Here is a 20,509-nt window from a genome sequence, read left to right on the forward strand (position 1 = left end):
TCACTGCGTCGCCACCTTCAGGAGGACCCATGTCATTGACCCCAAGCGAGACAGCCCAGACCAGCGCGGCGTCCCACACCGCCATATCGGCCCGCAACACGCCTTCAACAGCAGAGCGCAAGGAACCCGCTGCGCCACCAGACGCGCCGACCGAGCGCTGGCAATCGTTCAACCCCAACGGATACTCGACATGAACCTTCTCGTACAACCGGTGGTCATGGTCGGCGGTTCGGACACGCGCCTGTGGCCGCTGTCGCGGGCCGCCCATCCCAAGCCATTTTTGGTGCTGTCTGGCCACACCAGCTCGTTCCAGCAGGCCGTGGCACGGATTCACGGACTGGCGACGTCTGGTCAGACGCTGCTGGCGCCATTGATCGTCGGCAACGAAGATCACGGCTTCCTGGTGCTGGACCAGATGCGCGAGGCACGCACCGAGCCGGCTGCCGTGTTGCTGGAACCGATGAGCCGCAACACCGCGCCGGCGCTGATGCTGGCAGCCCTGCAAGCGCTCGATGCGGCGCGTGCCACCCACGGGGACAACGCAGACCCGGTGCTGGTCGTCACTGCCGCTGACCAGACCATCACCGACCAGACCGCCTTCACCGCTGCCGTTCAACGCGCCGTGGTGCAAGCGGCCGACGGCGCTGTCGTGATCCTGGGTATCAGGCCCGACCGTCCCGAAACTGGCTACGGCTACATCCGGGCTCAAGGAGCGGCGCCGAGCCAGACGGTGGCGCAGTTTGTCGAGAAGCCCGACCTCGCCACTGCTCAGCGGTATCTCGCGGCCGGCAGCTACTACTGGAACGCCAGCATATTCGTCTTGCGCGCTTCGGTGTGGATCGCAGCGCTCGAACGCTTTCGTCCGGACATGGTCGCCGCTTGCCAGAGGGCCTGGGCCGCAAAGACCAGCGACGCCCAGTTCGTGCGTCCAGGCAAGCACGAGTTTGCGGCCGTGCCCGCTGAGTCCATCGACTGCGCGGTGATGGAGAAGTGCCCGGGGGTGCTTGACATCCGCATGCAGGAGCTCGACGCTGGCTGGAACGACCTCGGCGCGTGGGAAGCGGTCTGGCAAGTCGCCCCCAAAGACGCCGCTGGCAACGTGGCCGTTGGTGACGCCATCGTCAACGACAGCTACAACACCCTGGTGCACGCCACCAGTCGCCTGGTCACCGTGGTCGGCATGGACGACGTGGTGGTGGTAGAGACCGCCGACGCGGTGCTGGTCGCTAGCCGCAAGAAAAGTCAGGACGTGAAGCAGATCGTCAGTCAGATCGGTGCTGAGCGACGAGGCGAGCAAGCCTTGCACCGCAAGGTGCAGCGTCCATGGGGCTGGTACGACGGCATCGACCAAGGTCCGCGCCACCAGGTCAAACGAATCATGGTCAAGCCGGGTGCGTCCTTGAGTCTGCAGATGCACCACCACCGTGCGGAACACTGGATCGTCGTCAGCGGCACGGCCGAGGTCACCAACGGCGACAAGGTGATCATGCTCACGGAAAACCAGAGCACCTACATCCCGTTGGGACAGACACACCGCTTGCACAATCCCGGTCGGGTGCCGTTGGAGATCATCGAAGTGCAAAGTGGTGGCTACCTCGGCGAGGACGACATCGTGCGCTTCGAAGACACCTACGGACGCGTCACGACATGATGCGGTCTGGCAAGGTAAGAACCGCCTTGGAGGCGGCTCCTTGTCAGCAACAGCTTTCCTTCTATCAGCTTCGGCATCCGCTGAAGGGCGCCGCCAAGAAACGAACGATTTGCGTCGACCCGGGTGAGTAGTCCGGGCGGGTTGGCTGATCCGATGCCTGGCGCGAATCGCTGTGGATCAGACACACGCATCGGCAGACTATCCCGGCCCGTTTAAGCATTGGGCTTTGCTTTGCCTAGATCACATCGCAAAAGTTGTGTCCATGAATGAACCCAAAATCAAGGTCACACATGCGGTTTAACACGTCGGCCCAAGCAGACACACAACAACAGGTTGCCGCTTCGCGGCGCGTGTTGTGCGCCGTTGGCCATGGACGCTGAGCGACTGCATCCCCTTTTGGACTTCGACCGCTCCTGGCCGCCTTCCGACATTCACCCCCCTCAATGAAAATCCCGGCTGCGTCCTGCCGCCAGCCGGCCGAGCAGCGGCGTCGGATCTTCCAGGTGGCCGGCGATCAGGTTGCGCACCTCGCCGTCGCGTTGCCAGGTGCCGTAGACCGCAAGCAGGCGTGAGCGGGTGAGTGCGGCGCGCTGGCGTTCGCGCAGCGCTTTCCAAACGATGACCTGCACCACGCCGCTTGCTGGCCGCGCCAGGCTCAACCATGCCCTGGACCGACACGTAGGCAACTACCAGGCGCGCAACTTCATGCGCGATGCGATGCGGGTGGGTGATGGCGTGTTGCGCTACCACTCCAGCTGCCCGGAGTTGGGCATCGCCAGCATCGTCGAGGCGCCCTCGGGCATTCGCCCGGGCCCGACCCAGCTCGAAACGGCCTCACCCTACTTCGATCCCAGGTCCCAACCCGACCAGCCGCGCCGGCTGCCGATCGATCTGAAGAAGGCTTGGGAACACACGTGAGGGTCAGAAAGAAAGCAACTCGCGGCTTAGACAGGTGCTGTCCGGTGGGACTCTTCCCGGGTGGCCGGCCCTGCGGCCTGGGCACACACGACTTGGTCCGTTAGGAGCAACGAGCCAGCCTGCCCAACACGCCGCCGCTACCGCGCCACCGGGCCGCTGCGCTGCAACCACACCAGTGCGGTCAGGCCGACCAGGCCAACCCCGGTGGACACCCAGAGGGCATCCCCCCCGAGCCGGTCAATCGCCAGGCCAAAGGCCAAGGGCGCAACGGCCTGTGCCACTCGCGCTGGCACCATCAGCAAGCCCTGCCGCGCGCCATACCCTTGCGGCCCGAAGATCACCAGGGGCAAGGTTCCCTTGGCGATGGTGAGGATGCCGTTGCCCGCACCGTGCAGCAGCGTGAACAGCATCGCCGCCGGGCCGCCGATCGCCATCAGGAGCAGCGCCCCCACCGGGTGCGCCGCTGTCGCGAGCTGGGCCGAAACCAAGGGGTGTACCTTGCGCAGAAAGCCGAATTCCAGCAGGCGGGCCGCTACCTGGGCTGGCCCCACCAAGGCCGCCAGGGCCAGCGCGGCGGCCAGCGTCAGCCCGTGGGCCTGCAGCAGGCGCGGCAGGTGGGCCGCCATCGCGGTGCTGGTGAACCAGGTGACGGCGAAGACCAGCGACAGCAGGACCGTTGGCCAGAACGTGGCACCTGGCGCCACCGCCGGTGCTGCTGCGGCGATGGGTGACACAGCCACTGGCACCGGGTTTACACCGGGCGCTGCTCCGCTGCGCGGCAAGGACGCGTTGAGCGGCAGTCCGAGCAGCAGGTGCAGGCCCGCCCAGCACAGGCAGGCCCCGCGCCAGCCGAATTCGAGTTCCAGCCAGGCCGTGAGCGGCCAGCCGACCGTGCTGGCGAAACCGGCGACCAGGGTGATGCCGGTGATGCTGCTGCGCGCGTCGTGGCCATACAGACGCACCAGGGTCGCAAACGCAGCGTCGTACAAGCCCGCAGCCATGGCCACCCCTATCACGCCCCAGGCCAGGAACAGCAGCACCGGGCCCTGCGCCATCGCCAGCGCCGCCAGCCCGGCCGCGAACAACCAGTTGGTGCCGATCAGCACCGGACGGCCACCATGGTGGTCGATCAACTGCCCTGCCCAGCGGCCAAACACCGCCGAGACAACAAGGCCAAAAGAAAACGCACCAAAGACCATGGGCACGGACACACCCAGGTCCGCGGCCATCGCAGTGGCCAGCATGGCCGGCAGGTAGTAAGACGAGGCCCAGGCCAGCGTCTGCGCGGTGCCCAGGCGAGCGACCACCGAAGTGCGATGCGAGATCAGCATGGTGCCGACTCTACGTCGGGCACAGCACTCAGACGAGCACTTTTCGAATGCGAGAGGAGATGAGGTCGATCACGCTCACCGTGACAATGATCATCAGCATCACCGCGCAGGTTTCGGCGTACTGGAAGCCGCGGATGATTTCCCACAGCACCACACCGATGCCGCCGGCGCCCACCATGCCCACCACCGAAGCCGAGCGCACATTGGACTCAAATCGGTAGAGCATGTAGGAAATCCACAGTGGCATGACCTGCGGGATCACGCCGTAGACGATCTCGTGCAGCGCACTCGCACCGGTCGATCGGATGCCCTCCACCGGCTGCGGGTCGATGGCCTCCACCGCCTCAGAGAACAGCTTGGCCAGAACGCCCGCGGTGTGGATCCACAGCGCCAGAACGCCGGCAAAAGGCCCGAGGCCAACTGCGACCACGAACAACATGGCGAACACCATTTCGTTGATGGCACGAAACGCGTCCATCAGGCGGCGCACCGGCTGGTGCACCCACCAGGGCGTGATGTTGCTGGAGGCCAGCAGGCCCAGCGGGATGGCGGTGATCACGGCCAGCGCCGTTCCCCAGAGCGCGATCTGCAGCGTGATGATGATCTCGCTCAGGTACAGCTTCCACTGGGAAAAATCGGGTGGAAAAAAATCGGCCGCGTAGGTGGCCATGTTGCCCGAGTCGCGGATCAGGTCGAGCGGGCGCATGTCGGCGCCGTTCCACGAGCCCGCCAGCAGCAGCAGGAGGGCAGCCCACGAGAGGTACCAGATCAGGCTGCGTTTCGGGGCAGGAACCACGGCCGGTGTCAGGCGGTGGACGTTGAGCGTGGTGGACATGGTCGTGGGCCGGGTAAGAGAAATCGAGGGCAAACTTCTGCCGCAGACCGCGCGCAGCAGGGTGCCGCGAGCGGTCCGGGTGAACAACGCCAGGGAAGGCGTGCTGAAGGAGGAAGGATCAGTTCAGCGCGGCCAGCAGCTTGTCGATTTCGGCCAGCTTGGCCATCTTGTCGGCTTCGCTCAGCGCGGTGTCGGACTCGATCTTGGTGCGCTTGCCGAACAGGTCCAGCTGGCGGATCGGCAGCAGCTGGGCGTTGGTGGACGGCTTAAAGCCCGTGATCTTCGAAAGCTTCATGAGGATCGCCTTTTGATTGGGATCGGTCTTGCCGTAGGTGAAGAGGAAGTTCTTGATCTTGGTCTTGGTGGCTTCCGGCAGGTCCTTGCGCATCACCAGCGGATCCGAAGCAATCAGCGGAGATGTCCAGATCACGCGGATGTCCTTGCGCTTCTCAGGGAACCTTTGCTCGATCTTGGCCAGGTTCTCGCTGTTGTTGGTGGCGATGTCGACCTGCTGGTTGGCCACGGCCAGGGCGTTGGTTTCGTGGTTGGCGGAACGCACGACCTTGAAATGCGTGCGCGGGTCGACCTTGTTCTTGGCGAACACGTAGAAGCTCGGCACGACAAAGCCGGAGGTGGAGTTCGGGTCGCCGTTGCCGAAGCTGTAGCTCTTGCCGTTCTTGAGTACGTCGTCGAGCGACTTGATCGGACTGTCCTTGTGCACGATCAGGTGCGAGTAATAACCATCGGTGCCGTCGGCGTTGACCATCTGGGCAAACACTTCGCCGCTGGCGCGGTCCACGGCCTCGATGGCCGACTTGTTGCCGTACCAAGCCACGTGCACTTTGTTGAACCGCATGGCTTCGATCACGCCGGCGTAGTCGGGCGCGAAGAAGGCCGTGACCTTGAAGCCGGTCTGCTTGGCCATGTCGTCGAGCAGGGGTTGCCAGTCTGCCTTGAGGTTCTGCGTCGACTCGGTCGAGATGATGCCGAAGTTGATGTCCTGCGCCAGGGCGCCGGTGAGGGTGAGACCGAGCGCGAGGCCGGCCAGGGTTTTCTTGAACATGGGAAAGACTCCGTGAGAAGGGGTTGAAAACGGAAAACGGATGACAGCGGGAAACGGGGGAAACAAAGGCGGGAAACTGGGTGCGGCTCTCAGGCCACCTGGGCCAGCGGTGCGGGCCACTGGCGCCCGGGCAAGTTGGACGCGTGGGCCGGTGGGCCAACAGGTGCCTCGCCCATCAGCATTTCGTCAGCCTGCATGCCATAGAGCTCGCGCAACAGGGACGGGGTGAGCGACGCCGCAGCGCCGTCGAACACCACCTGGCCCTGGCGCAACGCAATCACGCGCGGGCAGTACTTCAAGGCCATGTCCACCTGATGCAGCGACACCACGACGGTGGAGCCGTCTTCGCGGTTGATGCGCGTGAGGATCTCCATGACATTGCGCGAGGATTCGGGGTCGAGCGAGGCGATCGGCTCGTCGGCCAGCACCACCTTGGCGCCCTGCACCAGCGTGCGGGCGATGGCGGCGCGCTGCTGCTGGCCACCCGACAGCGTGGAGGCGCGCTGCGCGTGGCATTCGGCGATGCCAACGCGGGCGAGCGCTTCAATGGCCAGCGCCCGCTCCTGGGCGTTGAACCATCGGGTCAGGCCGCGCCACAGCGGCATCTGGTGCAGACGACCGACCAGCACATTGGCCATCACCGGCAGTCTGTCCACCAGGTTGAACTGCTGGAACACGAAGCCAATCTGCGAGCGCACCTTGCGGATGTCCCGGTGCACTCGGCCGCCTTGCTGCACGCACTGGCCGTCGATCTCGATCAGCGAGCCTTCGCCCGCGTCGGCCACCACCAGGCCCGCCACATGGCGCAGCAACGTGGACTTGCCGGAGCCGGAGGCACCGATCAGGGCCACCATCTCACCCTGGCAAATCTCCAGGTTGATGTCGCACAGGGCGTGTTTGCCGTTGGCGAAATGCTTGTTCAGTTTGTGAATTCGCAGGGCATTGGTCATGGGTGGGCTCCAAAGTTGTCTAGACACGCTGAGTTTGGTTTCGCGTTGTGACAGTCGTTTGACGGTTCACGGAAGATTGGAAGACACCCCCTCCGGCGCGAAGTGACTTCACCCAGGATGCGGTGGAACCGGCTTTGCCGGGCCACTCGCATCGCCCCCTGAGGGGTGACGCCGCAGGCGGCGCGAGGGGTCATAAAACCCGCATGCCTTCTCTCCAGACCGCACGCACGACGCCGTGGCGCACGCCGTTGGGCATGTCCACCACGCGCACCTGGACCAGGTCGGCGCGCAGACCGGACTCGATAGCGCCTCGGTCGTGCAGACCGGTGGCGCGGGCCGGGTTGCGACTGACGATGGCTACGGCCTCGGGCAGGCTCAGGATCTCATCGGCCACCAACCGCAACACGGCGCTGAGCAGGCTGCCCGGCACATAGTCGCTGGAGAGGATGTCGAGCAGGCCGTGGCGCGCCAGATCGGCTGCGGCCACGTTGCCCGAATGAGAGCCGCCGCGCACCACGTTGGGTCCACCCATCACCGTCAGCAGGCCACGCTCGCGCGCGGCCTGTGCGGCGGCCAGGGTGGTCGGGAATTCGGACATGCTGGCACCTTCGGCATGTGCCTGTTCCACATGCGCGACGGTGGTGTCGTCGTGGCTGGCCAGCGCGATGCCGTGCTCGCGGCAGTAGTGCACGAAGTAGTCGCGGTGCGGCTCGGCGTATTGCGCCTGCAGGCGCTCGGCGTGCGCCACCTGGTGCTCGAACTTTTGCTGGCTCCACCCCTTCTTGCCGGTGTAGTAGATGCGCGCATGTTCGATGTTTTCCCACTGGCGCTGACCGGGCGTGTGGTCCATTAGCGAGATCAGCGACAGGCGCTCATGCCCGTGGAAGGGCTGGAACAGGTCAATGGTGTTGTGCGCCGGCAGCTCGCAACGCACGTGCAGGTGGTGGTCGGCGCGCAGCACGTTTTCAGCCGCGCAGGCGTCCAGCGTCTGCAGCACTGCGTCCCAGGCGGTGCCGCGCAGGCTCTCGTGGTCGGCATCGCCCACCCCCAGCGCATCAAACACGGTGGTGATGCCGGCGGCGGCGATCTCTGCGTCGTGCGCCAGCAGCGCGGGCATCTCGGCCCACTGCACCTTGGGACGCGGCATCAGGTGGCGTTCGAAATTGTCGGTATGCACCTCGATGAAGCCGGGCATGAGGAAGTCGCCCTCCAGGTCGATGGCCTGCGGCAGTGAACTGTTGCTGGCACCGAACCCGGCGATGCGACCGGCCTCCACCGAAAGGCTGCCGGTCTGCACCTCGTCGGGAAGGACCAAACGGGCGTTCTTGAACACGATGGGCGGGTTCATGCTGCACTCCTGAAATCAGCGACGTTGACGCGGCGCGTGGCCACGGCGTCGCCGACATGGGCGTCATGAAAAATGCCGACCAGTGCGGCGCCGCGCGCGGCGGCCTCCTGGATCAGCTCGATCACGGTGCGGGTGTTGGCCGCGTCGAGCGAGGCCGTGGGCTCGTCGAGCAGCATCAGCGGGCGTGGCTTGATCATGTTGCGAGCGATGTTCACGCGCTGCTGTTCGCCGCCGGAGAATGTGGCCGGCGGCAAAGCCCACAGGTGCTCAGGGATGCGCAATCGGGTGAGCCAGGCGCGTGCCTGCTCGCGGGCGGACTCCAGCGCCGCCGGGTCGTCGCCGCTGTCTTCCATCAACGGCTCAGCCACCACGTCGAGCGCCGACACGCGGGGAATCACGCGCAGGAACTGGCTCACGTAGCCGATGCTTTCGCGACGCAGCCGCACCAGCTCGCGCGGCGTGGCCTCGGTCACCTCCACCGGCGCGCTGCCCGGAGGCGCCACCGTGATGCGGCCTTCGGTGGCGCGGTAGTTGGCGTAGATGAGCTTGAGCAGCGTGCTCTTGCCCATGCCAGAAGGGCCGTCGAGCACCACGCATTCTCCGGGCCGGACATCCAGATCGACGTTGTTCAGCACCGAGAGTTCGGCGCCGCTCTGGTGGTGCAGGGTGAAGCGTTTGGCCACCCCTTTCATCTGAAGCAGGGGTGGGTTCATGGTTGCAGTACCGAAGAGACGAGGAGCTGGGTGTAGGGGTGTTGCGGGTCGTCGAGCACCTGGTCGGTGAGGCCCGCTTCGACCACGCGGCCGCGCTGCATCACCATCATGCGGTGGGCCAGCAGGCGGGCCACAGCCAGGTCGTGCGTGACGATGATCGCGGCCAGGTGCATCTGGCGCGTGAGCTGGCGCATCAGGTCAAGCAGGCGGGCCTGCACCGACACGTCGAGGCCCGACGTAGGCTCATCCATGAAGACCAGTCGTGGCTGGGTGACTAGGTTGCGCGCGATCTGCAGGCGCTGGCGCATGCCGCCGGAGAAGGTGCGCGGGGCGTCGTCGATGCGGATCGGGTCGATCTCGACACGCTGCAGCCACTCTTCGGCGGTACAACGCAGCCGCCCGTAATGGCGCTCGCCCAGGCCCATCAGGCGCTCGCCCACGTTGGCACCGGCTGACACGTCCATACGCAGACCATCGGCTGCGTTCTGATGCACGAAGCCCCAGTCGGTGCGCGCCAGCAGGCGCTGCTGCGCCTGCGACATGGTGTGCACGTCCTGCAGCAGGCCATCGCGGCCCAGGAACTCGACGCTGCCGGCGTCGGGTGTGGTGCGCGCAGCGATGGCGTTGAGCAGGGTGGTCTTGCCCGAGCCGGACTCGCCCACCACGGCCAGCACCTCGCCCGACCAGAGATCGAAAGACGCCTCGTGGAGCGCGACACGATCGCCGTAGCGCTTGGCCACGCCGCGCACACGCAGCAAGGGGGTTGAAGACAAAGAATTTTTCACATCAGTTTCCTCTTGGTGATCCGCAGCGCCTGCCCAGGCGCCATCCGGGAACGCCTTGAAACCGGCTTTTCCGGGCCAATGGTGTTGCTCCCTGGAGGGGTTCACGCAAAGCGCGGCGGGGATTTTTCATATCTCTACGACGAAGCTGAAGCCGTGGCGCTGGAAGCCGAGGGATTCGTAGAAGGCGTGTGCGGCCTGGCGTTTGGCGTTCGACGACAAGGCCAGCTTGTAGCAACCGGCATCGCGTGCTTGCTGCAAGGCATGGGCCATAAGCAGGCGGCCAATGCCCTGGCCCTGGCGCTCGGGTGCCACGACCACGTCCTCGGCGATGGCCGACGGCGTGCCGTTGTGAGCCAGGTTGTGCATCACCAGCAGCGCGTAGCTGCCGACCACGGCACCACCTTGGGCGTCGCAGGCAACAAACAGCCGGTAGCTGGGGTACTCGGCGAAGCGGCGGAACAGCGCACGCGCCTGCGCGGGCTCCAGCACCCGGCTGTCGAGGCCGGACTGGAGATAGAGCGTCAGCACATGGTCCAGATCGGCCTCAGTGGCCTGCCGGATCAGGGGGTGTATTGACGTACCTCCGCCCTGCGGGCTGCGGTGCGAGCTTGCTTGGGAGCGGCCCTGCGCGGCGCTCATGTCGGCGTCCCGCCAGTCGGCTGGCGCGACTGGCAATAGTCCGAGTCCGAGCACACATGCATGCGCGCACCAGCGTCATCGGTGATCACCTCGTCGAGGAAGGAATCCGTGGCGCCGCACAGGGCGCAGGCGGCGTCCCAGCGCTGCACCTCGAACGGATAGTCCTCGAAACCCAAGCTTTCGACCGACGTGTACGGCGGCACGGCGTAAATGCGCTTCTCGCGCCCGGCGCCAAACAGCTGCAGGGCGGGGTTCATGTGCATCTTGGGGTTGTCGAACTTCGGGATCGGCGACGGCGCCATCACGTAGCGGCCGTTGACCAGCACGGGGTAGTCGTAGGTGGTGGCGATGTGGCCATAGCGCGCGATGTCTTCGTAGAGCTTCACGTGCATCAACCCGTATTCGGCCAGGCCGTGCAGGGTGCGTGTCTCGGTCTCGCGCGGCTCCAGGCGCTGCATGGGCTCGGGCACCGGCACCTGATACACCAGCACCTGTCCTTCAACCAGAGGGATCTCGGGGATGCGGTGGCGCGTCTGGATCAGCGTGGCGTCCACAGTGCGCGTGGTGGTGGCCACACCGGTGGTGCGCTGGAAGAAGCGCCGGATGTTGACCGCGTTGACGGTGTCGTCCGAGCCCTGGTCGATGACCTTCAAGGTGTCGTCCGGCCCGATCACCGAGGCGGTCACCTGGATGCCGCCGGTGCCCCAGCCGTAGGGCAGCGGCATCTCGCGCGAACCGAACGGCACCTGGTAGCCAGGAATGGCCACGGCCTTGAGGATGGCGCGGCGGATCATGCGCTTGGTGCGTTCATCGAGGTAGGCGAAGTTGACCTCGGCCGCGCGTTCGACGGAGGGCTCGGGCAGGCGCTCCAGCGCCACGGCTTCGTACGGTGCGTTCATGCGGCATCCTCTTCTTCGGCGATGGGCTGTGTGACGGCCACGGCGCGCATCTTGCGCACCAGCTCCAGCTCGGACTGGAAGTCGACGTAGTGCGGCAGCTTCAAATGCTGCACAAAGCCCGAGGCCTCCAGGCTGTCGCTGTGCGAGAGCACGAACTCGGGCATCTGGGCCGGCGACGACACGGCCTCACCGAGTTCGTCGGCACGCAAGGCGCGGTCCACCAGGCTCATGGCCATGGCCTTGCGCTCGCTGTGGCCAAAGGCCAGGCCGTAGCCGCGCGTGAACTGCGGTGGCTCGGTCTTGCTGCCAGCGAACTGGTTGACCATCTCGCATTCGGTCAGCTCCATGTCACCGATGGAAATGGCAAAGCCCAGTTCCTCGGGCACGATCTCCACCGCCACCTGCCCGAGGCGGATTTCGCCGACGAAGGGGTGCGAGTTCGCATAACCGCGCTGCGTCGAATACGCCATCGCGAGCAGAAAACCTTCATCACCGCGCGCCAGGTTCTGCAGTCGCGTGGCGCGGTCGGCGGGAAAACGCAGCGGCTCACGCGTCAGATCCACCGGCGAAGGATCGCCTGGCGGCACCGGGCGAGTTTCGATCAGGCCTTCCTGGTTCAGCAGGTCCACCACGCGCGGCGAAGCCTCGGGCTGAGCGCCGCCCGCAGCGACCGCGTCACCCGATACCACCGGTGCGCCGCTGGCCAGCAGGGTGAAGTCGAGCAGTCGCTGGGTGTAGTCGTAGGTGGGGCCGAGCACCTGGCCACCAGGCAGGTCCTTGAAGGTGGCCGAGACGCGGCGCTCCAGCGCCATGCGAGCCGTGTCCAGCGCGCAGGTGGTGCCCAGGCGCGGTAGCGTAGCGCGGTAGGCGCGCAGCAGGAAGATGGCTTCAACCAGATCGCCCGAAGCCTGTTTGATGGCCAGGGCGGCGAGCTCGGGGTCGTACACCGAGCCTTCGGTCATGACGCGATCAACCGCCAGCTTGAGCTGCTCGCGGATCTGCGCCACACCGAGCTCGGGCTGGGCCGGGTCGCCACGGCGCTGGTCGGCCAGCAGGCGGTAGCTGTTGAGGATGGCGGTTTCTCCGCCCTTGACGGCAACGTACATGGTCAGGCCTCGACAGGTGTGTGAATGCGCGTGGTGCGCGGCAGACCCACGAGCTGGTCGTGGGTGGCGAGGAACAGGTCGACGCCGCGCGGGAAGCCAGCGTTGTTGAGCGCCCATTGCGCGGCAAAGTCAGCGGGCAGGCCGGTGACGCCGAGCGTCGCCTGCTCGCGAATGCCGGGGCCGCTGAGCGTCCAGTGCTGCGCATCAGCGTCATCAACGGGCCCGGCGGACAGGCAACTCACATCGACCACGCAGGTGGCCGACTGGTCGGGGCTTTCGTCGCTGCCCTGCTGCAGGCTCTGCAGTTCGGGTAGCAGATCGCCAGCGCCCACCCAGACAAACTGGGCCATCTCGGCGTGCTCCAGCAGCTGGCAGCCAGTGTGAAAACGCAGCCACATGGCGGCATCGCTGTCGCGCAGCGAGGGGGACAGCCAGAGGCCACAGTCGGCGTCGAGCATGGCGAGCAGGAACACCGCAGCGGCGGCGTTGCCGCGTCGGGGCAACTCGGCATCGTGTTCCACCGGGATGCAGCGACCGGGGTGCGACAGGGCCATCAAGGCAGACCGGAACACCGCCTGGCTGCCAAAGGCCTCATGGGAAAAACCGGCCCCCACCGAAGACAGATCGTGAGCCATCATTCGCCCTCCTCTTCGCCGTCGGCACCGCCCGACTCGCGTGCCACGGTGAAGAACTCGACCTTCGTGCTCTGAACGCGCAGCAGGCGCCGCGCCTGCTCCTGTGCCAGATGGTCGCGCACCGGCTGCAGCAGTTGCGCCTCCAGCGCCGGCTGTTGCAGCGGGTCCTGCAACATGGCATCGGCCAGCGCCGCAAGCTGAGCGTGGCGGTGCGAACGTCCCATCACATAGGCCACGCCCACTGGGTCCTGCTGGGTGGCGCCGGGTAGGCGCAGCGCGCAGCGGGTCACGGTGACTTCACCGAGGTTGAAGCGCTCGCCGGTGCCGCCCGCGCGGCCCTGCACCATCATGAGCCCGGTCTCAGGAGCGCGCAGCCAGCGCGGCGGCGCCACGCTGTGGGGTGCCAGCGCGACCTCGAGCACCGGCATCGGTGCGCGCGCCAGCAGGGCCATCCAGTCGGGCCTGGTCAGCGGAGATTTCGGCCGGCTCGGCGCTGAACTGTCAAATGCGTGAAACATGTCCGTGGTACCTTGTAAGACGTCTAGACAAATTGAATCCAGGCCTTGAGCGTAGAGCCGGCAAATGTCCCTTTCATGACAAAACTTCTGACCCTCACAAACACCCTTCCGGATGCCCCTCGCGCCAACCAGAGCTTCTGGTCGCGCATCGCCAATGAGATCTCCGAGGCCATTGCGCGCGGCGTGTACGAGCCCGGCCAGCGTCTGCCTTCGGAGCATGTGCTGGCCGAGCAGTACGGCGTCAACCGCCACACCGTGCGCCGCTCCCTCGCCAGCCTGTGCCAGAAGGGCCTGGTGCGCATCACGCAAGGCAGCGGCACCTATGTCGAGGACTTCGCGGTGGACCTGATCATTGGCAAGCGCACGCGCCACCGCCAGAACATGGCGCAGGCCGGTCTGCAAGGGCGTTTCGAGGTGCAGGACGCCCAACGCACCCGCGCCTCCGCCGCGATGGCGCAGGCTCTGCAGGTGCCCGCGCGCAGCCCTGTGTTGCGCCTGCAGGTGCTGGGTGTGGGTGCGGGTCAGCCGCTGCACGTGAGCGACCGGGTGTTCCCCCTGCCTCGCTTCGACCGGTTCGAAGCGGTGTTGCGCGAGACCGGCTCGATCACCGATGCCTTCACCGCTCATGGTGTAACCGACTACACCCGCAAGGAAAGCCGCATCACCGCGCAGATGCCCAGCCCGGAGGTGGCGGCCTTGCTCAAGCAGCCGGTCAACCGGCCGGTGCTGTTCGTGACCAGCGTGAACGTCGACAGCGAGGGCGTGCCGATCGAGTTCGCCAGCACCTGGTTCGCGGGCGACCGCGTCAAGCTCACGGTGACCCACGATGAACATTGATCTCGCCCAGGCCCACCGCTTCGCCGTCTACTTCGCGCCACCGCCTGGCTCGGCCTGGTGGGAGGCGGGCAGCCACTGGCTGGGCCGTGACGCGGCCAGCGAAACCCCACTCGAACAGCCCGCCTTCGACGGTCTCGGGCCCGAGCTGCAACGGCGGCTCACCGCAGAGCCTGCGCGCTACGGATGGCACGCCACACTCAAAGCGCCGTTCGTGCTGAGCGAGGGCGTGGGCCTGGAAGACCTGCGAGGGGCGCTGCAAGCGTTGGCAGCCTCGTTCACCGCCTTTGACATGTCGGCCCTTCAGGTGAGACAGCTGGGGGATTTCCTGGCCCTGTGCCCGGAAGGCGGCAAGGACGCCATCAACGCGGTGGCCAGCGCCTGCGTGACCCAGCTGGACCGGCTGGCCGCGCCCTTGTCGTCAGACGAACTCGAACGCCGGCGGCGCAAGAGCAGCCTTTCCACACAGGAAGACGCCTTGCTGGTGCGCTGGGGTTACCCCTATGTGCTGGAGCGCTACCGCTTCCACCTCTCGCTCACCGGCAACCTGCAAGGGGCCGATGCCCAAACGGTACAGGGCCTAGAGCATGCGGCAAAGGCCTGGTTCGGTGCGCTACCGCGCTGCCTTTTTGATGGACTCTCGCTGTTTGTCGAACCCACCAAGGGCGCCGACTTCGTTTTCGTCGAGCGCTGGGCGTTTTCTCAATGAGCGCGGCAACGGGCACCGCCCATCCTGTCCGCAGGGCGGAGGTCAAGCGATGAGCCGTCGCCTCGTGTACGTGGTCGGCCCGTCGGGCGCGGGCAAAGACAGCGTGCTCGGCTGGACGCGCCACCAGCTCGCGAACACGCCATCGATCCACTGGGCACGGCGCACCATCACCCGCGCGGCGCGTCCGGGTGACGAGGTGCATGAGGCGGTGGACGAGACGCAGTTTCTGGCACTGCGGGAACGGGGTGCCTTCGCGCTCAACTGGCAAGCCAACGGGCTTCACTACGGCATTCGCCACTGTGAAACCGCGCCGCTGGACCATGGCCACTGGGTACTCGTCAACGGCTCCCGAGGCTACCTGGAACCCACCCGCAGCCGCTTTCCGGGGCTGACCGTGGTACACGTCTGTGCCAGCCCCGAGACCCTGCGCCAGCGACTGCTGGCGCGCGGCCGGGAAGGCCTCGCGGAGGTCGAGGCGCGCATCCGGCGCACGCAGTCGCTGCCGCCGGTACAGGCCATCGAGATCCTGAACGACGGCGCGCTGGAAGACGCAGGCCGCATGCTCCTCAACCACCTCCAGCATCTGCCCGGATGGCCCGAATGACCCACACCCACATTGCATCGTTCAACGTCGGCGAAGTACCGCGGCTTGGCGTGGCGCCGAGCATCGCCCCCACCGCCGTTGTCAAGGACTGCCGCTTCGGCCGCTACACCGAGGTGGGCGATCAGGCGCGCCTGACCGACAGCGTGCTCGACGACTACTCCTATCTGGAGCGGGGCTGCGACATCATGTCGACCGACATCGGCAAGTTCAGCAACATCGCGGCCATGGTGCGCATCAACCCGGGCTTCCATCCCATGGAGCGCCCTACGCTGCACCACTTCACCTACCGCCGTGCCCGGTACGGCTTCGCTCCGGACGACGATGCGAGCTTCTTCGAGTGGCGCCTTCGCCAACGCGTCAGCATCGGCCACGACACCTGGATCGGACACGGCGTGGTCATCATGCCGGGCGTGAGCATCGGCAACGGGGCGGTAATCGGCAGCAACTCGGTTGTCACCAAAGACGTGCCCGCCTACGCCATCGCGGCAGGTGCCCCGGCGAAGGTGCTGCGCCAGCGCTTCACCCCGTCGATTGCCCGTGCCATCGAGTCCACTGCCTGGTGGGACTGGGACCACGCCACACTGGCCGAACGCATAGACGATTTCAATGACCTGAGGCGCTTTCTGTCGAGTTACGCCCCATGACCGCAGAACAGACTGCCACCGACACAAGCCCCACCCGGTTGAAGGTGGTTACGTTCAACACCTGGAAGTGCGACGGTGAATACGCCATGCGCCTGGAGGCGATGTGCGAGCAGATGAAGGCTCTGGACGCCGATGTTTTCGCGCTGCAGGAATGTTTTGCCACGCTCGACGGCAGCACCGACACCGCTCGCTTCCTGGCACACCACCTGGGCATGCACCTGCACACCGCTCCTGCCCGCCGCAAACCGCGCTGGTTTCAAGGTGGGTGGGTGGACAGCTTCTCCTCGCTGGCCGTGTTGTCGCGCGAGCCGATACGGTCCGGCGAAGCGCTGGAACTGCCGTCTTCGGTGACCGATGGCGGCCGAGTGGCCAATTTCTGTTCAATGGAGGTTGCCGGGTGGTCGGTGTTACTGGTCAATGTCCATCTGTCGCACCTACCCCATCCAGATGGCGACCCGCTGCGCACCGAACAGCTGCGAACGCTGTTGAATCGACTGGGGCAGATGCCGCGGCACGACCTGAGCCTGGTTTGCGGCGACTTCAACGCATCGATGGACTCGCCTGAACTGGCCCCATTTATGACTCATCCCTGGGGCTTGTTGGATGCTTTTGCACAGTCTGGAGGCGCGGAGAAGTTCACCTTCTTTGCGCCCGGAGGGCAGGGCCTGAACCTGGACCACATACTTTGTGTGCCCTCTTGCTCACGAGTGTCCGTGAGCTATCGCGAGGCCGTGATGGTGCTGAATACGGCTACAACGCCGTGGGGCGCAATGCCCAGCGATCATTCAGGGGTCAGCGTGACCTTCGCCCTCGGCTAAATTGAGCTTGGCTTGGCAGGAGCAGTCAACCAAAGTTTCTGTCAAACGCTGCAAACACAATTCGCGCAGCAAGGCTGCTTTCATTGTTGTTCTTTTTCTCCGGTTGCAAGCCGCTCAAAGTGAGGCAACAGTTCAACCTGTTTTCGGGGATTGCCTCACCCCTCACTTCGAGAGAAGTCGGCGATCCTGGGTCGTTCGATGAGATTGATTTTTGTCACGATGACCTCGGCGACGGCGCATGAGTTTTTCAACACAACTGGCCTCCCTCCGACATTCACCTTCCTCAATGGAAATCCCGGCTGCGTCCCGCCGCCAGGCGGCCCAGCAACGGCGTGAGGTCTTCCAGATGGCCGGCGATCAGATTGCGCACTTCGCCTTCGCGTTGCCAGGTGCCGTAGACCGCAAGCAACCGTGAGCGGGTGAGCGCGGCGCGCTGGCGTTCGCGCAGCGCCTTCCAGACGATGACCTGCACCACGCCGGTTTCGTCTTCCAGGCTGACGAAGACCACGCCGTGTGCGGTCTCGGGCTGCTGGCGCAGGGTGACGATGCCGCAGTGGCGCACCAGACGACCGTTGGGCGCTTCCTTGAGTTCTTCGGCGGTCTGCAGGCGGCGCCTGGCGAGCAGCGGGCGCAGCAGCGCCAGCGGGTGGCGGCGCAGGGTGAGGCCCAGGCTGGCGTAATCCCACACGATGGCTTCGCCTTCGGGCGCTTCGGGCAGGGTCAACACGTCTTCGTCCACCGGCGCGTGGCTGAGCAGCGCAGGTGCTGGCTTGAGCGCAGCGGCGTCCCACACCTGTTGCCGGCGGTGGCCGCTCAGAGACAACAGCGCGTCGGCTGCCGCGAGTTGGCGCATGTCTTGTTGGTTCAGTTCCGCGCGACGGGCCAGTTCGTCGGCGTCAACAAAGCCACCCCCTGCGCCGCTTCGCGTCACCCCCCTGGAAGGGGGGCCACACCAGCGGCCCGGCAAAGCCGGTTCCGCGGTATGCGCTGAACAAGACCCGGCACGCGCTGTGGCGATGCGATCGGCTGCCGCCTTCGACAGGCCACTGACCAGCCGCAGCCCCAGGCGCACGGCTGGTTGCTCGCCAGTGGTTTCCTCCAGCGTGCAGTCCCAATCGCTGGTCATCACGTCCACCGCTCTCACTTCCACGCCATGCCGTTTGGCGTCCTGCACCAGCTGGCTGGGTGTGTAAAAGCCCAGCGGCTGGCTGTTGAGCATGGCGGCGAGGAATTCGGCCGGGTGGTGGTGCTTGATCCAGCAGCTGGCGTAGACCAGCAGGGCGAAGCTGGCGGCGTGGCTTTCGGGGAAGCCGTAGCTGGAAAAACCTTTGACCTGCTCGAACACGCTTTGCGCAAACTCGGGGGTATAGCCGCGCTCGGTCATGCCGTCGATCAGGCGGCGCTCGTATTTCCCCAGACCGCCCTTGCGTTTCCAGGCGGCCATGGCGCGGCGCAGGCCATCGGCCTCGCCGGGGGTGAAGCCGGCGGCCAGAATGGCGATCTGCATGCACTGCTCCTGGAACACGGGCACACCGAGCGTGCGGCCCAGCGCCTGCTCCAGCGCCGCGCTGGGGTAACTCACCGGCACCTTGCCTTGCCGCCGCTCCAGATAGGGGTGGACCGCGCCGCCCTGGATGGGCCCAGGGCGCACCAGCGCCACTTCGATCACCAGGTCGTAGAAACAGCGCGGGCGCAGGCGCGGCAGCATGCTCATCTGCGCGCGGCTTTCGATCTGGAACACGCCCACGGTGTCGGCGGCGCAGATCATGTCGTAGGTGCTGGCGTCTTCGGCCGGGATGTCCTGCATCTGGAACACCTGGCCCTGGCGCGCGCCGATGAAATCGAGCGACTTGCGGATGGCCGTCAACATGCCGAGCGCGAGCACGTCCACTTTCAAGAGGCCCATGGCGTCGAGGTCGTCCTTGTCCCACTCGATCACGGTGCGGTCGGCCATGCTCGCGTTTTCGATCGGCACCAGGCGCGAGAGCGGCCCGCGCGTGAGCACAAAGCCGCCGGTGTGTTGCGACAAATGGCGCGGAAAGCCCATGAGCTGGGCGGTGAGGCGAACGAGCTGGCGCACCGCGAGGTCCTCAGGCTCCAGCCCGGCTTCTTTCAGGCGCTCGGGGTCAATGGCTTTGCCGTCCCACCAGTAATGGCCCTTGGCCACGGCCGAGAGCGTGGCTTCGTCAAAGCCGAGCGCCTTGCCCACGTCGCGGATGGCGCTGCGTGGCCGGTAGCTGATGACGGCAGCGGTGAGCGCGGCGCGCTCGCGCCCGTATTTGGCGTAGAGGTACTGGATGACTTCTTCGCGCCGCTCGTGTTCGAAGTCCACATCGATGTCGGGCGGCTCGTTGCGCTCTTTCGAGATGAAGCGCTCGAACAGCACCGCCGTGCGCGCCGGGTCCACCTCGGTCACGCCCAGGCAGTAACAGACCGCGCTGTTGGCCGCCGAGCCACGCCCCTGGCACAGGATGCCCTGGGCGCGCGCGAAGGCGACGATGTCGTACACCGTCAAAAAATAGTGCTCGTAGTGGAGCTCGCCGATCAGCGCGAGCTCGTGCTCGATCTGGTGGTGCACCGAGGCAGGCACGCCCTGCGGCCAGCGTCGCCCAGCGCCTTCCCAGGCCAGGCGCCGCAGATAGCTGGCCGGGGTTTCACCCGCGGGCACCACCTCATCCGGGTACTGGTAGCGCAGCTCGTCGAGCGAAAACACGCAGCGCTCGGCCACGCTCAGGGTTTCCCGCATCAGGTCTTCTGGATACAGCTGCGCCAGCGCCAGGCGCGAGCGCAGGCGCTGCTCGGCGTTGGGCGCGAGCGCGTAACCGCATTGGGTGAGCGGTCGGCCCACGCGCGTGGCGGTGAGCACGTCGTGCAACGGCTTGCGCGAACGCAGGTGCATCTGCACATCGCCCAGCGCCACCAGCGGCACCGCGGTGAGCGCGCCGCTCTGGCGCAAGCGGTGCAACAGCAGCTCGTCGTCCAGGCGGCGCAGTTGCTCCACACCCAGCCAGCAGCGTCCGAGAAAGTGCTGCAACAACCAGCGGGCGGTGTCGTCCATCTGCGCCTGGGTGTTGCCGCGATCGGGCACGGCAATGACCAGGTTGTCGGCCAGGTGCTGCGCGTGAATGTCGCTCAGGCCGAGGTGGTAGCTGCCCTTGGGCGATGCCCGGCGCAGCCGGGTGATGAACTCACACAGGTTGCCGTAACCGTTGCCGTTGCAGGCGATCACCACCAGCGTGAACGGGTGGCTGCAGTCGACCCGGAACTGGCTACCCACCAGCAGTTTCAGACCCTGCTCTTTCGCGGCCACATGCGCGCGCACGATGCCAGCCAGCGAACACTCGTCGGTCAGCGCCAGCGCGGCGTAATCGAGCACCTTGGCGCGCTCGACCAGCTCTTCGGGGCGGCTCGCGCCGCGCAGAAAGCTGAAGTTGGAGAGGCAGCGCAGCTCGGCGTAAGGCGGGATGGCGTGGCCAGACTGGACGGACTTCATGGCGCCGTCCCACACG

Annotated in this window: 21 protein-coding genes and 1 pseudogene; 8 read left to right on the forward strand and 14 right to left on the reverse strand. The window is 66.0% G+C overall.

All coding sequences use genetic code 11. The features are described from left to right. Positions 1-29: 29 nt before the first annotated feature. Both QUV25_RS01940 and QUV25_RS01945 read left to right on the forward strand, forming a co-directional pair. Positions 30-194, forward strand: a complete 165-nt coding sequence (locus tag QUV25_RS01940) for a hypothetical protein (protein WP_300860915.1) — start codon at positions 30-32, stop codon at positions 192-194. After that, on the forward strand, positions 191-1,651 hold the full coding sequence (locus tag QUV25_RS01945; RefSeq protein ID WP_300860916.1) for a mannose-1-phosphate guanylyltransferase/mannose-6-phosphate isomerase: 1,461 nt from the start codon (positions 191-193) through the stop codon (positions 1,649-1,651). The genes QUV25_RS01940 and QUV25_RS01945 overlap by 4 nt, the downstream gene beginning before the upstream one ends. 440 nt (positions 1,652-2,091) lie before the next feature. Here QUV25_RS01945 and QUV25_RS01950 read toward each other — a convergent pair whose 3' ends face one another. Further along, on the reverse strand, positions 2,092-2,280 hold the full coding sequence (locus QUV25_RS01950; protein WP_300860917.1) for a hypothetical protein: 189 nt from the start codon (positions 2,278-2,280) through the stop codon (positions 2,092-2,094). An 8-nt stretch (positions 2,281-2,288) separates the two neighbouring features. Here QUV25_RS01950 and QUV25_RS01955 point away from each other — a divergent pair. Continuing rightward, positions 2,289-2,548, forward strand: a pseudogene (locus QUV25_RS01955) (EVE domain-containing protein); the annotation flags it as partial. 158 nt (positions 2,549-2,706) lie between these two features. Here QUV25_RS01955 and QUV25_RS01960 read toward each other — a convergent pair. The 12 genes from QUV25_RS01960 to phnG form a co-directional block, all read right to left on the reverse strand. Continuing rightward, positions 2,707-3,900: an MFS transporter gene (locus QUV25_RS01960; protein WP_300860918.1), complete on the reverse strand. Its 1,194-nt coding sequence runs from the start codon at positions 3,898-3,900 to the stop codon at positions 2,707-2,709. Between the two features lie 28 nt (positions 3,901-3,928). Beyond that, the gene (gene phnE / locus QUV25_RS01965; RefSeq protein ID WP_300860919.1) at positions 3,929-4,735 is read right to left on the reverse strand and encodes a phosphonate ABC transporter, permease protein PhnE; all 807 of its coding nucleotides are present in this window, start codon (positions 4,733-4,735) and stop codon (positions 3,929-3,931) included. Between the two features lie 118 nt (positions 4,736-4,853). Continuing rightward, a complete protein-coding gene (gene phnD / locus QUV25_RS01970; RefSeq protein WP_300860921.1) occupies positions 4,854-5,798 on the reverse strand; it encodes a phosphonate ABC transporter substrate-binding protein in 945 nt (314 codons plus the stop codon). 89 nt (positions 5,799-5,887) lie between these two features. Further along, a complete protein-coding gene (gene phnC, locus QUV25_RS01975; protein WP_300860923.1) occupies positions 5,888-6,748 on the reverse strand; it encodes a phosphonate ABC transporter ATP-binding protein in 861 nt (286 codons plus the stop codon). A gap of 190 nt (positions 6,749-6,938) precedes the next feature. Then, the gene (locus QUV25_RS01980) at positions 6,939-8,096 is read right to left on the reverse strand and encodes an alpha-D-ribose 1-methylphosphonate 5-triphosphate diphosphatase (RefSeq protein ID WP_300860925.1); all 1,158 of its coding nucleotides are present in this window, start codon (positions 8,094-8,096) and stop codon (positions 6,939-6,941) included. Next, positions 8,093-8,809: a phosphonate C-P lyase system protein PhnL gene (gene phnL / locus QUV25_RS01985; RefSeq protein WP_300860927.1), complete on the reverse strand. Its 717-nt coding sequence runs from the start codon at positions 8,807-8,809 to the stop codon at positions 8,093-8,095. Before phnL ends, QUV25_RS01980 begins: the two co-directional genes overlap by 4 nt. Further along, the gene (gene phnK, locus QUV25_RS01990; RefSeq protein WP_300860928.1) at positions 8,806-9,594 is read right to left on the reverse strand and encodes a phosphonate C-P lyase system protein PhnK; all 789 of its coding nucleotides are present in this window, start codon (positions 9,592-9,594) and stop codon (positions 8,806-8,808) included. Before phnK ends, phnL begins: the two co-directional genes overlap by 4 nt. A gap of 126 nt (positions 9,595-9,720) precedes the next feature. After that, positions 9,721-10,167 (reverse strand): GNAT family N-acetyltransferase, encoded by a 447-nt coding sequence (locus QUV25_RS01995; protein ID WP_300861988.1) that lies wholly within the window; start codon positions 10,165-10,167, stop codon positions 9,721-9,723. A 62-nt stretch (positions 10,168-10,229) separates the two neighbouring features. Then, complete coding sequence (locus tag QUV25_RS02000) at positions 10,230-11,132, reverse strand: alpha-D-ribose 1-methylphosphonate 5-phosphate C-P-lyase PhnJ (protein ID WP_300860929.1); 903 nt, start codon at positions 11,130-11,132, stop codon at positions 10,230-10,232. Then, complete coding sequence (locus QUV25_RS02005; protein ID WP_300860930.1) at positions 11,129-12,238, reverse strand: carbon-phosphorus lyase complex subunit PhnI; 1,110 nt, start codon at positions 12,236-12,238, stop codon at positions 11,129-11,131. The genes QUV25_RS02000 and QUV25_RS02005 overlap by 4 nt, the downstream gene beginning before the upstream one ends. 2 nt (positions 12,239-12,240) lie before the next feature. Beyond that, on the reverse strand, positions 12,241-12,876 hold the full coding sequence (phnH, locus tag QUV25_RS02010; protein WP_300860932.1) for a phosphonate C-P lyase system protein PhnH: 636 nt from the start codon (positions 12,874-12,876) through the stop codon (positions 12,241-12,243). Continuing rightward, on the reverse strand, positions 12,873-13,391 hold the full coding sequence (gene phnG, locus QUV25_RS02015) for a phosphonate C-P lyase system protein PhnG (RefSeq protein WP_300860933.1): 519 nt from the start codon (positions 13,389-13,391) through the stop codon (positions 12,873-12,875). Before phnG ends, phnH begins: the two co-directional genes overlap by 4 nt. 75 nt (positions 13,392-13,466) lie before the next feature. On the opposite strand from phnG, the gene phnF reads away from it, so the two are divergent. Genes phnF through QUV25_RS02040 form a run of 5 tightly spaced genes read left to right on the forward strand, consistent with a single transcriptional unit; the run spans position 13,467 to position 17,000 of the window. Continuing rightward, the gene (gene phnF, locus QUV25_RS02020; RefSeq protein ID WP_300860934.1) at positions 13,467-14,228 is read left to right on the forward strand and encodes a phosphonate metabolism transcriptional regulator PhnF; all 762 of its coding nucleotides are present in this window, start codon (positions 13,467-13,469) and stop codon (positions 14,226-14,228) included. Further along, positions 14,218-14,934, forward strand: coding sequence for a DUF1045 domain-containing protein (locus QUV25_RS02025; RefSeq protein WP_300860936.1), 717 nt, complete (start codon positions 14,218-14,220; stop codon positions 14,932-14,934). Before phnF ends, QUV25_RS02025 begins: the two co-directional genes overlap by 11 nt. A 49-nt stretch (positions 14,935-14,983) precedes the next feature. Further along, positions 14,984-15,538, forward strand: a complete 555-nt coding sequence (gene phnN, locus QUV25_RS02030; RefSeq protein ID WP_300860937.1) for a phosphonate metabolism protein/1,5-bisphosphokinase (PRPP-forming) PhnN — start codon at positions 14,984-14,986, stop codon at positions 15,536-15,538. After that, a complete protein-coding gene (locus QUV25_RS02035; protein WP_300860938.1) occupies positions 15,535-16,182 on the forward strand; it encodes a DapH/DapD/GlmU-related protein in 648 nt (215 codons plus the stop codon). Before phnN ends, QUV25_RS02035 begins: the two co-directional genes overlap by 4 nt. Continuing rightward, on the forward strand, positions 16,179-17,000 hold the full coding sequence (locus QUV25_RS02040; protein ID WP_300860939.1) for an endonuclease/exonuclease/phosphatase family protein: 822 nt from the start codon (positions 16,179-16,181) through the stop codon (positions 16,998-17,000). Before QUV25_RS02035 ends, QUV25_RS02040 begins: the two co-directional genes overlap by 4 nt. 283 nt (positions 17,001-17,283) lie before the next feature. Here the strand turns inward: QUV25_RS02040 and QUV25_RS02045 are convergent, their stop codons facing one another. After that, positions 17,284-20,493 carry an error-prone DNA polymerase gene (locus QUV25_RS02045; RefSeq protein WP_300860940.1) on the reverse strand — a complete coding sequence of 1,070 codons (3,210 nt, stop codon included), beginning with the start codon at positions 20,491-20,493 and terminating at the stop codon, positions 17,284-17,286. Positions 20,494-20,509 lie beyond the last annotated feature (16 nt).

This window comes from Hydrogenophaga sp. (genome assembly GCF_030373245.1).
Lineage (GTDB): Bacteria > Pseudomonadota > Gammaproteobacteria > Burkholderiales > Burkholderiaceae_C > Hydrogenophaga.

What these genes read in the sequence shown, in the direction of transcription:
- QUV25_RS01940 (WP_300860915.1), top strand. Translation starts at nt 30, where the DNA reads ATGTCATTGACCCCAAGCGAGACAGCCCAGACCAGCGCGGCGTCCCAC.
- QUV25_RS01945 (WP_300860916.1), top strand. Translation starts at nt 191, where the DNA reads ATGAACCTTCTCGTACAACCGGTGGTCATGGTCGGCGGTTCGGACACG.
- QUV25_RS01960 (WP_300860918.1), bottom strand. Translation starts at nt 3,900, where the DNA reads ATGCTGATCTCGCATCGCACTTCGGTGGTCGCTCGCCTGGGCACCGCG.
- phnE (WP_300860919.1), bottom strand. Translation starts at nt 4,735, where the DNA reads ATGTCCACCACGCTCAACGTCCACCGCCTGACACCGGCCGTGGTTCCT.
- phnD (WP_300860921.1), bottom strand. Translation starts at nt 5,798, where the DNA reads ATGTTCAAGAAAACCCTGGCCGGCCTCGCGCTCGGTCTCACCCTCACC.
- phnC (WP_300860923.1), bottom strand. Translation starts at nt 6,748, where the DNA reads ATGACCAATGCCCTGCGAATTCACAAACTGAACAAGCATTTCGCCAAC.
- QUV25_RS01980 (WP_300860925.1), bottom strand. Translation starts at nt 8,096, where the DNA reads ATGAACCCGCCCATCGTGTTCAAGAACGCCCGTTTGGTCCTTCCCGAC.
- phnL (WP_300860927.1), bottom strand. Translation starts at nt 8,809, where the DNA reads ATGAACCCACCCCTGCTTCAGATGAAAGGGGTGGCCAAACGCTTCACC.
- QUV25_RS02000 (WP_300860929.1), bottom strand. Translation starts at nt 11,132, where the DNA reads ATGAACGCACCGTACGAAGCCGTGGCGCTGGAGCGCCTGCCCGAGCCC.
- QUV25_RS02005 (WP_300860930.1), bottom strand. Translation starts at nt 12,238, where the DNA reads ATGTACGTTGCCGTCAAGGGCGGAGAAACCGCCATCCTCAACAGCTAC.
- phnH (WP_300860932.1), bottom strand. Translation starts at nt 12,876, where the DNA reads ATGATGGCTCACGATCTGTCTTCGGTGGGGGCCGGTTTTTCCCATGAG.
- phnG (WP_300860933.1), bottom strand. Translation starts at nt 13,391, where the DNA reads ATGTTTCACGCATTTGACAGTTCAGCGCCGAGCCGGCCGAAATCTCCG.
- phnF (WP_300860934.1), top strand. Translation starts at nt 13,467, where the DNA reads ATGACAAAACTTCTGACCCTCACAAACACCCTTCCGGATGCCCCTCGC.
- QUV25_RS02025 (WP_300860936.1), top strand. Translation starts at nt 14,218, where the DNA reads ATGAACATTGATCTCGCCCAGGCCCACCGCTTCGCCGTCTACTTCGCG.
- phnN (WP_300860937.1), top strand. Translation starts at nt 14,984, where the DNA reads ATGAGCCGTCGCCTCGTGTACGTGGTCGGCCCGTCGGGCGCGGGCAAA.
- QUV25_RS02035 (WP_300860938.1), top strand. Translation starts at nt 15,535, where the DNA reads ATGACCCACACCCACATTGCATCGTTCAACGTCGGCGAAGTACCGCGG.
- QUV25_RS02040 (WP_300860939.1), top strand. Translation starts at nt 16,179, where the DNA reads ATGACCGCAGAACAGACTGCCACCGACACAAGCCCCACCCGGTTGAAG.
- QUV25_RS02045 (WP_300860940.1), bottom strand. Translation starts at nt 20,493, where the DNA reads ATGAAGTCCGTCCAGTCTGGCCACGCCATCCCGCCTTACGCCGAGCTG.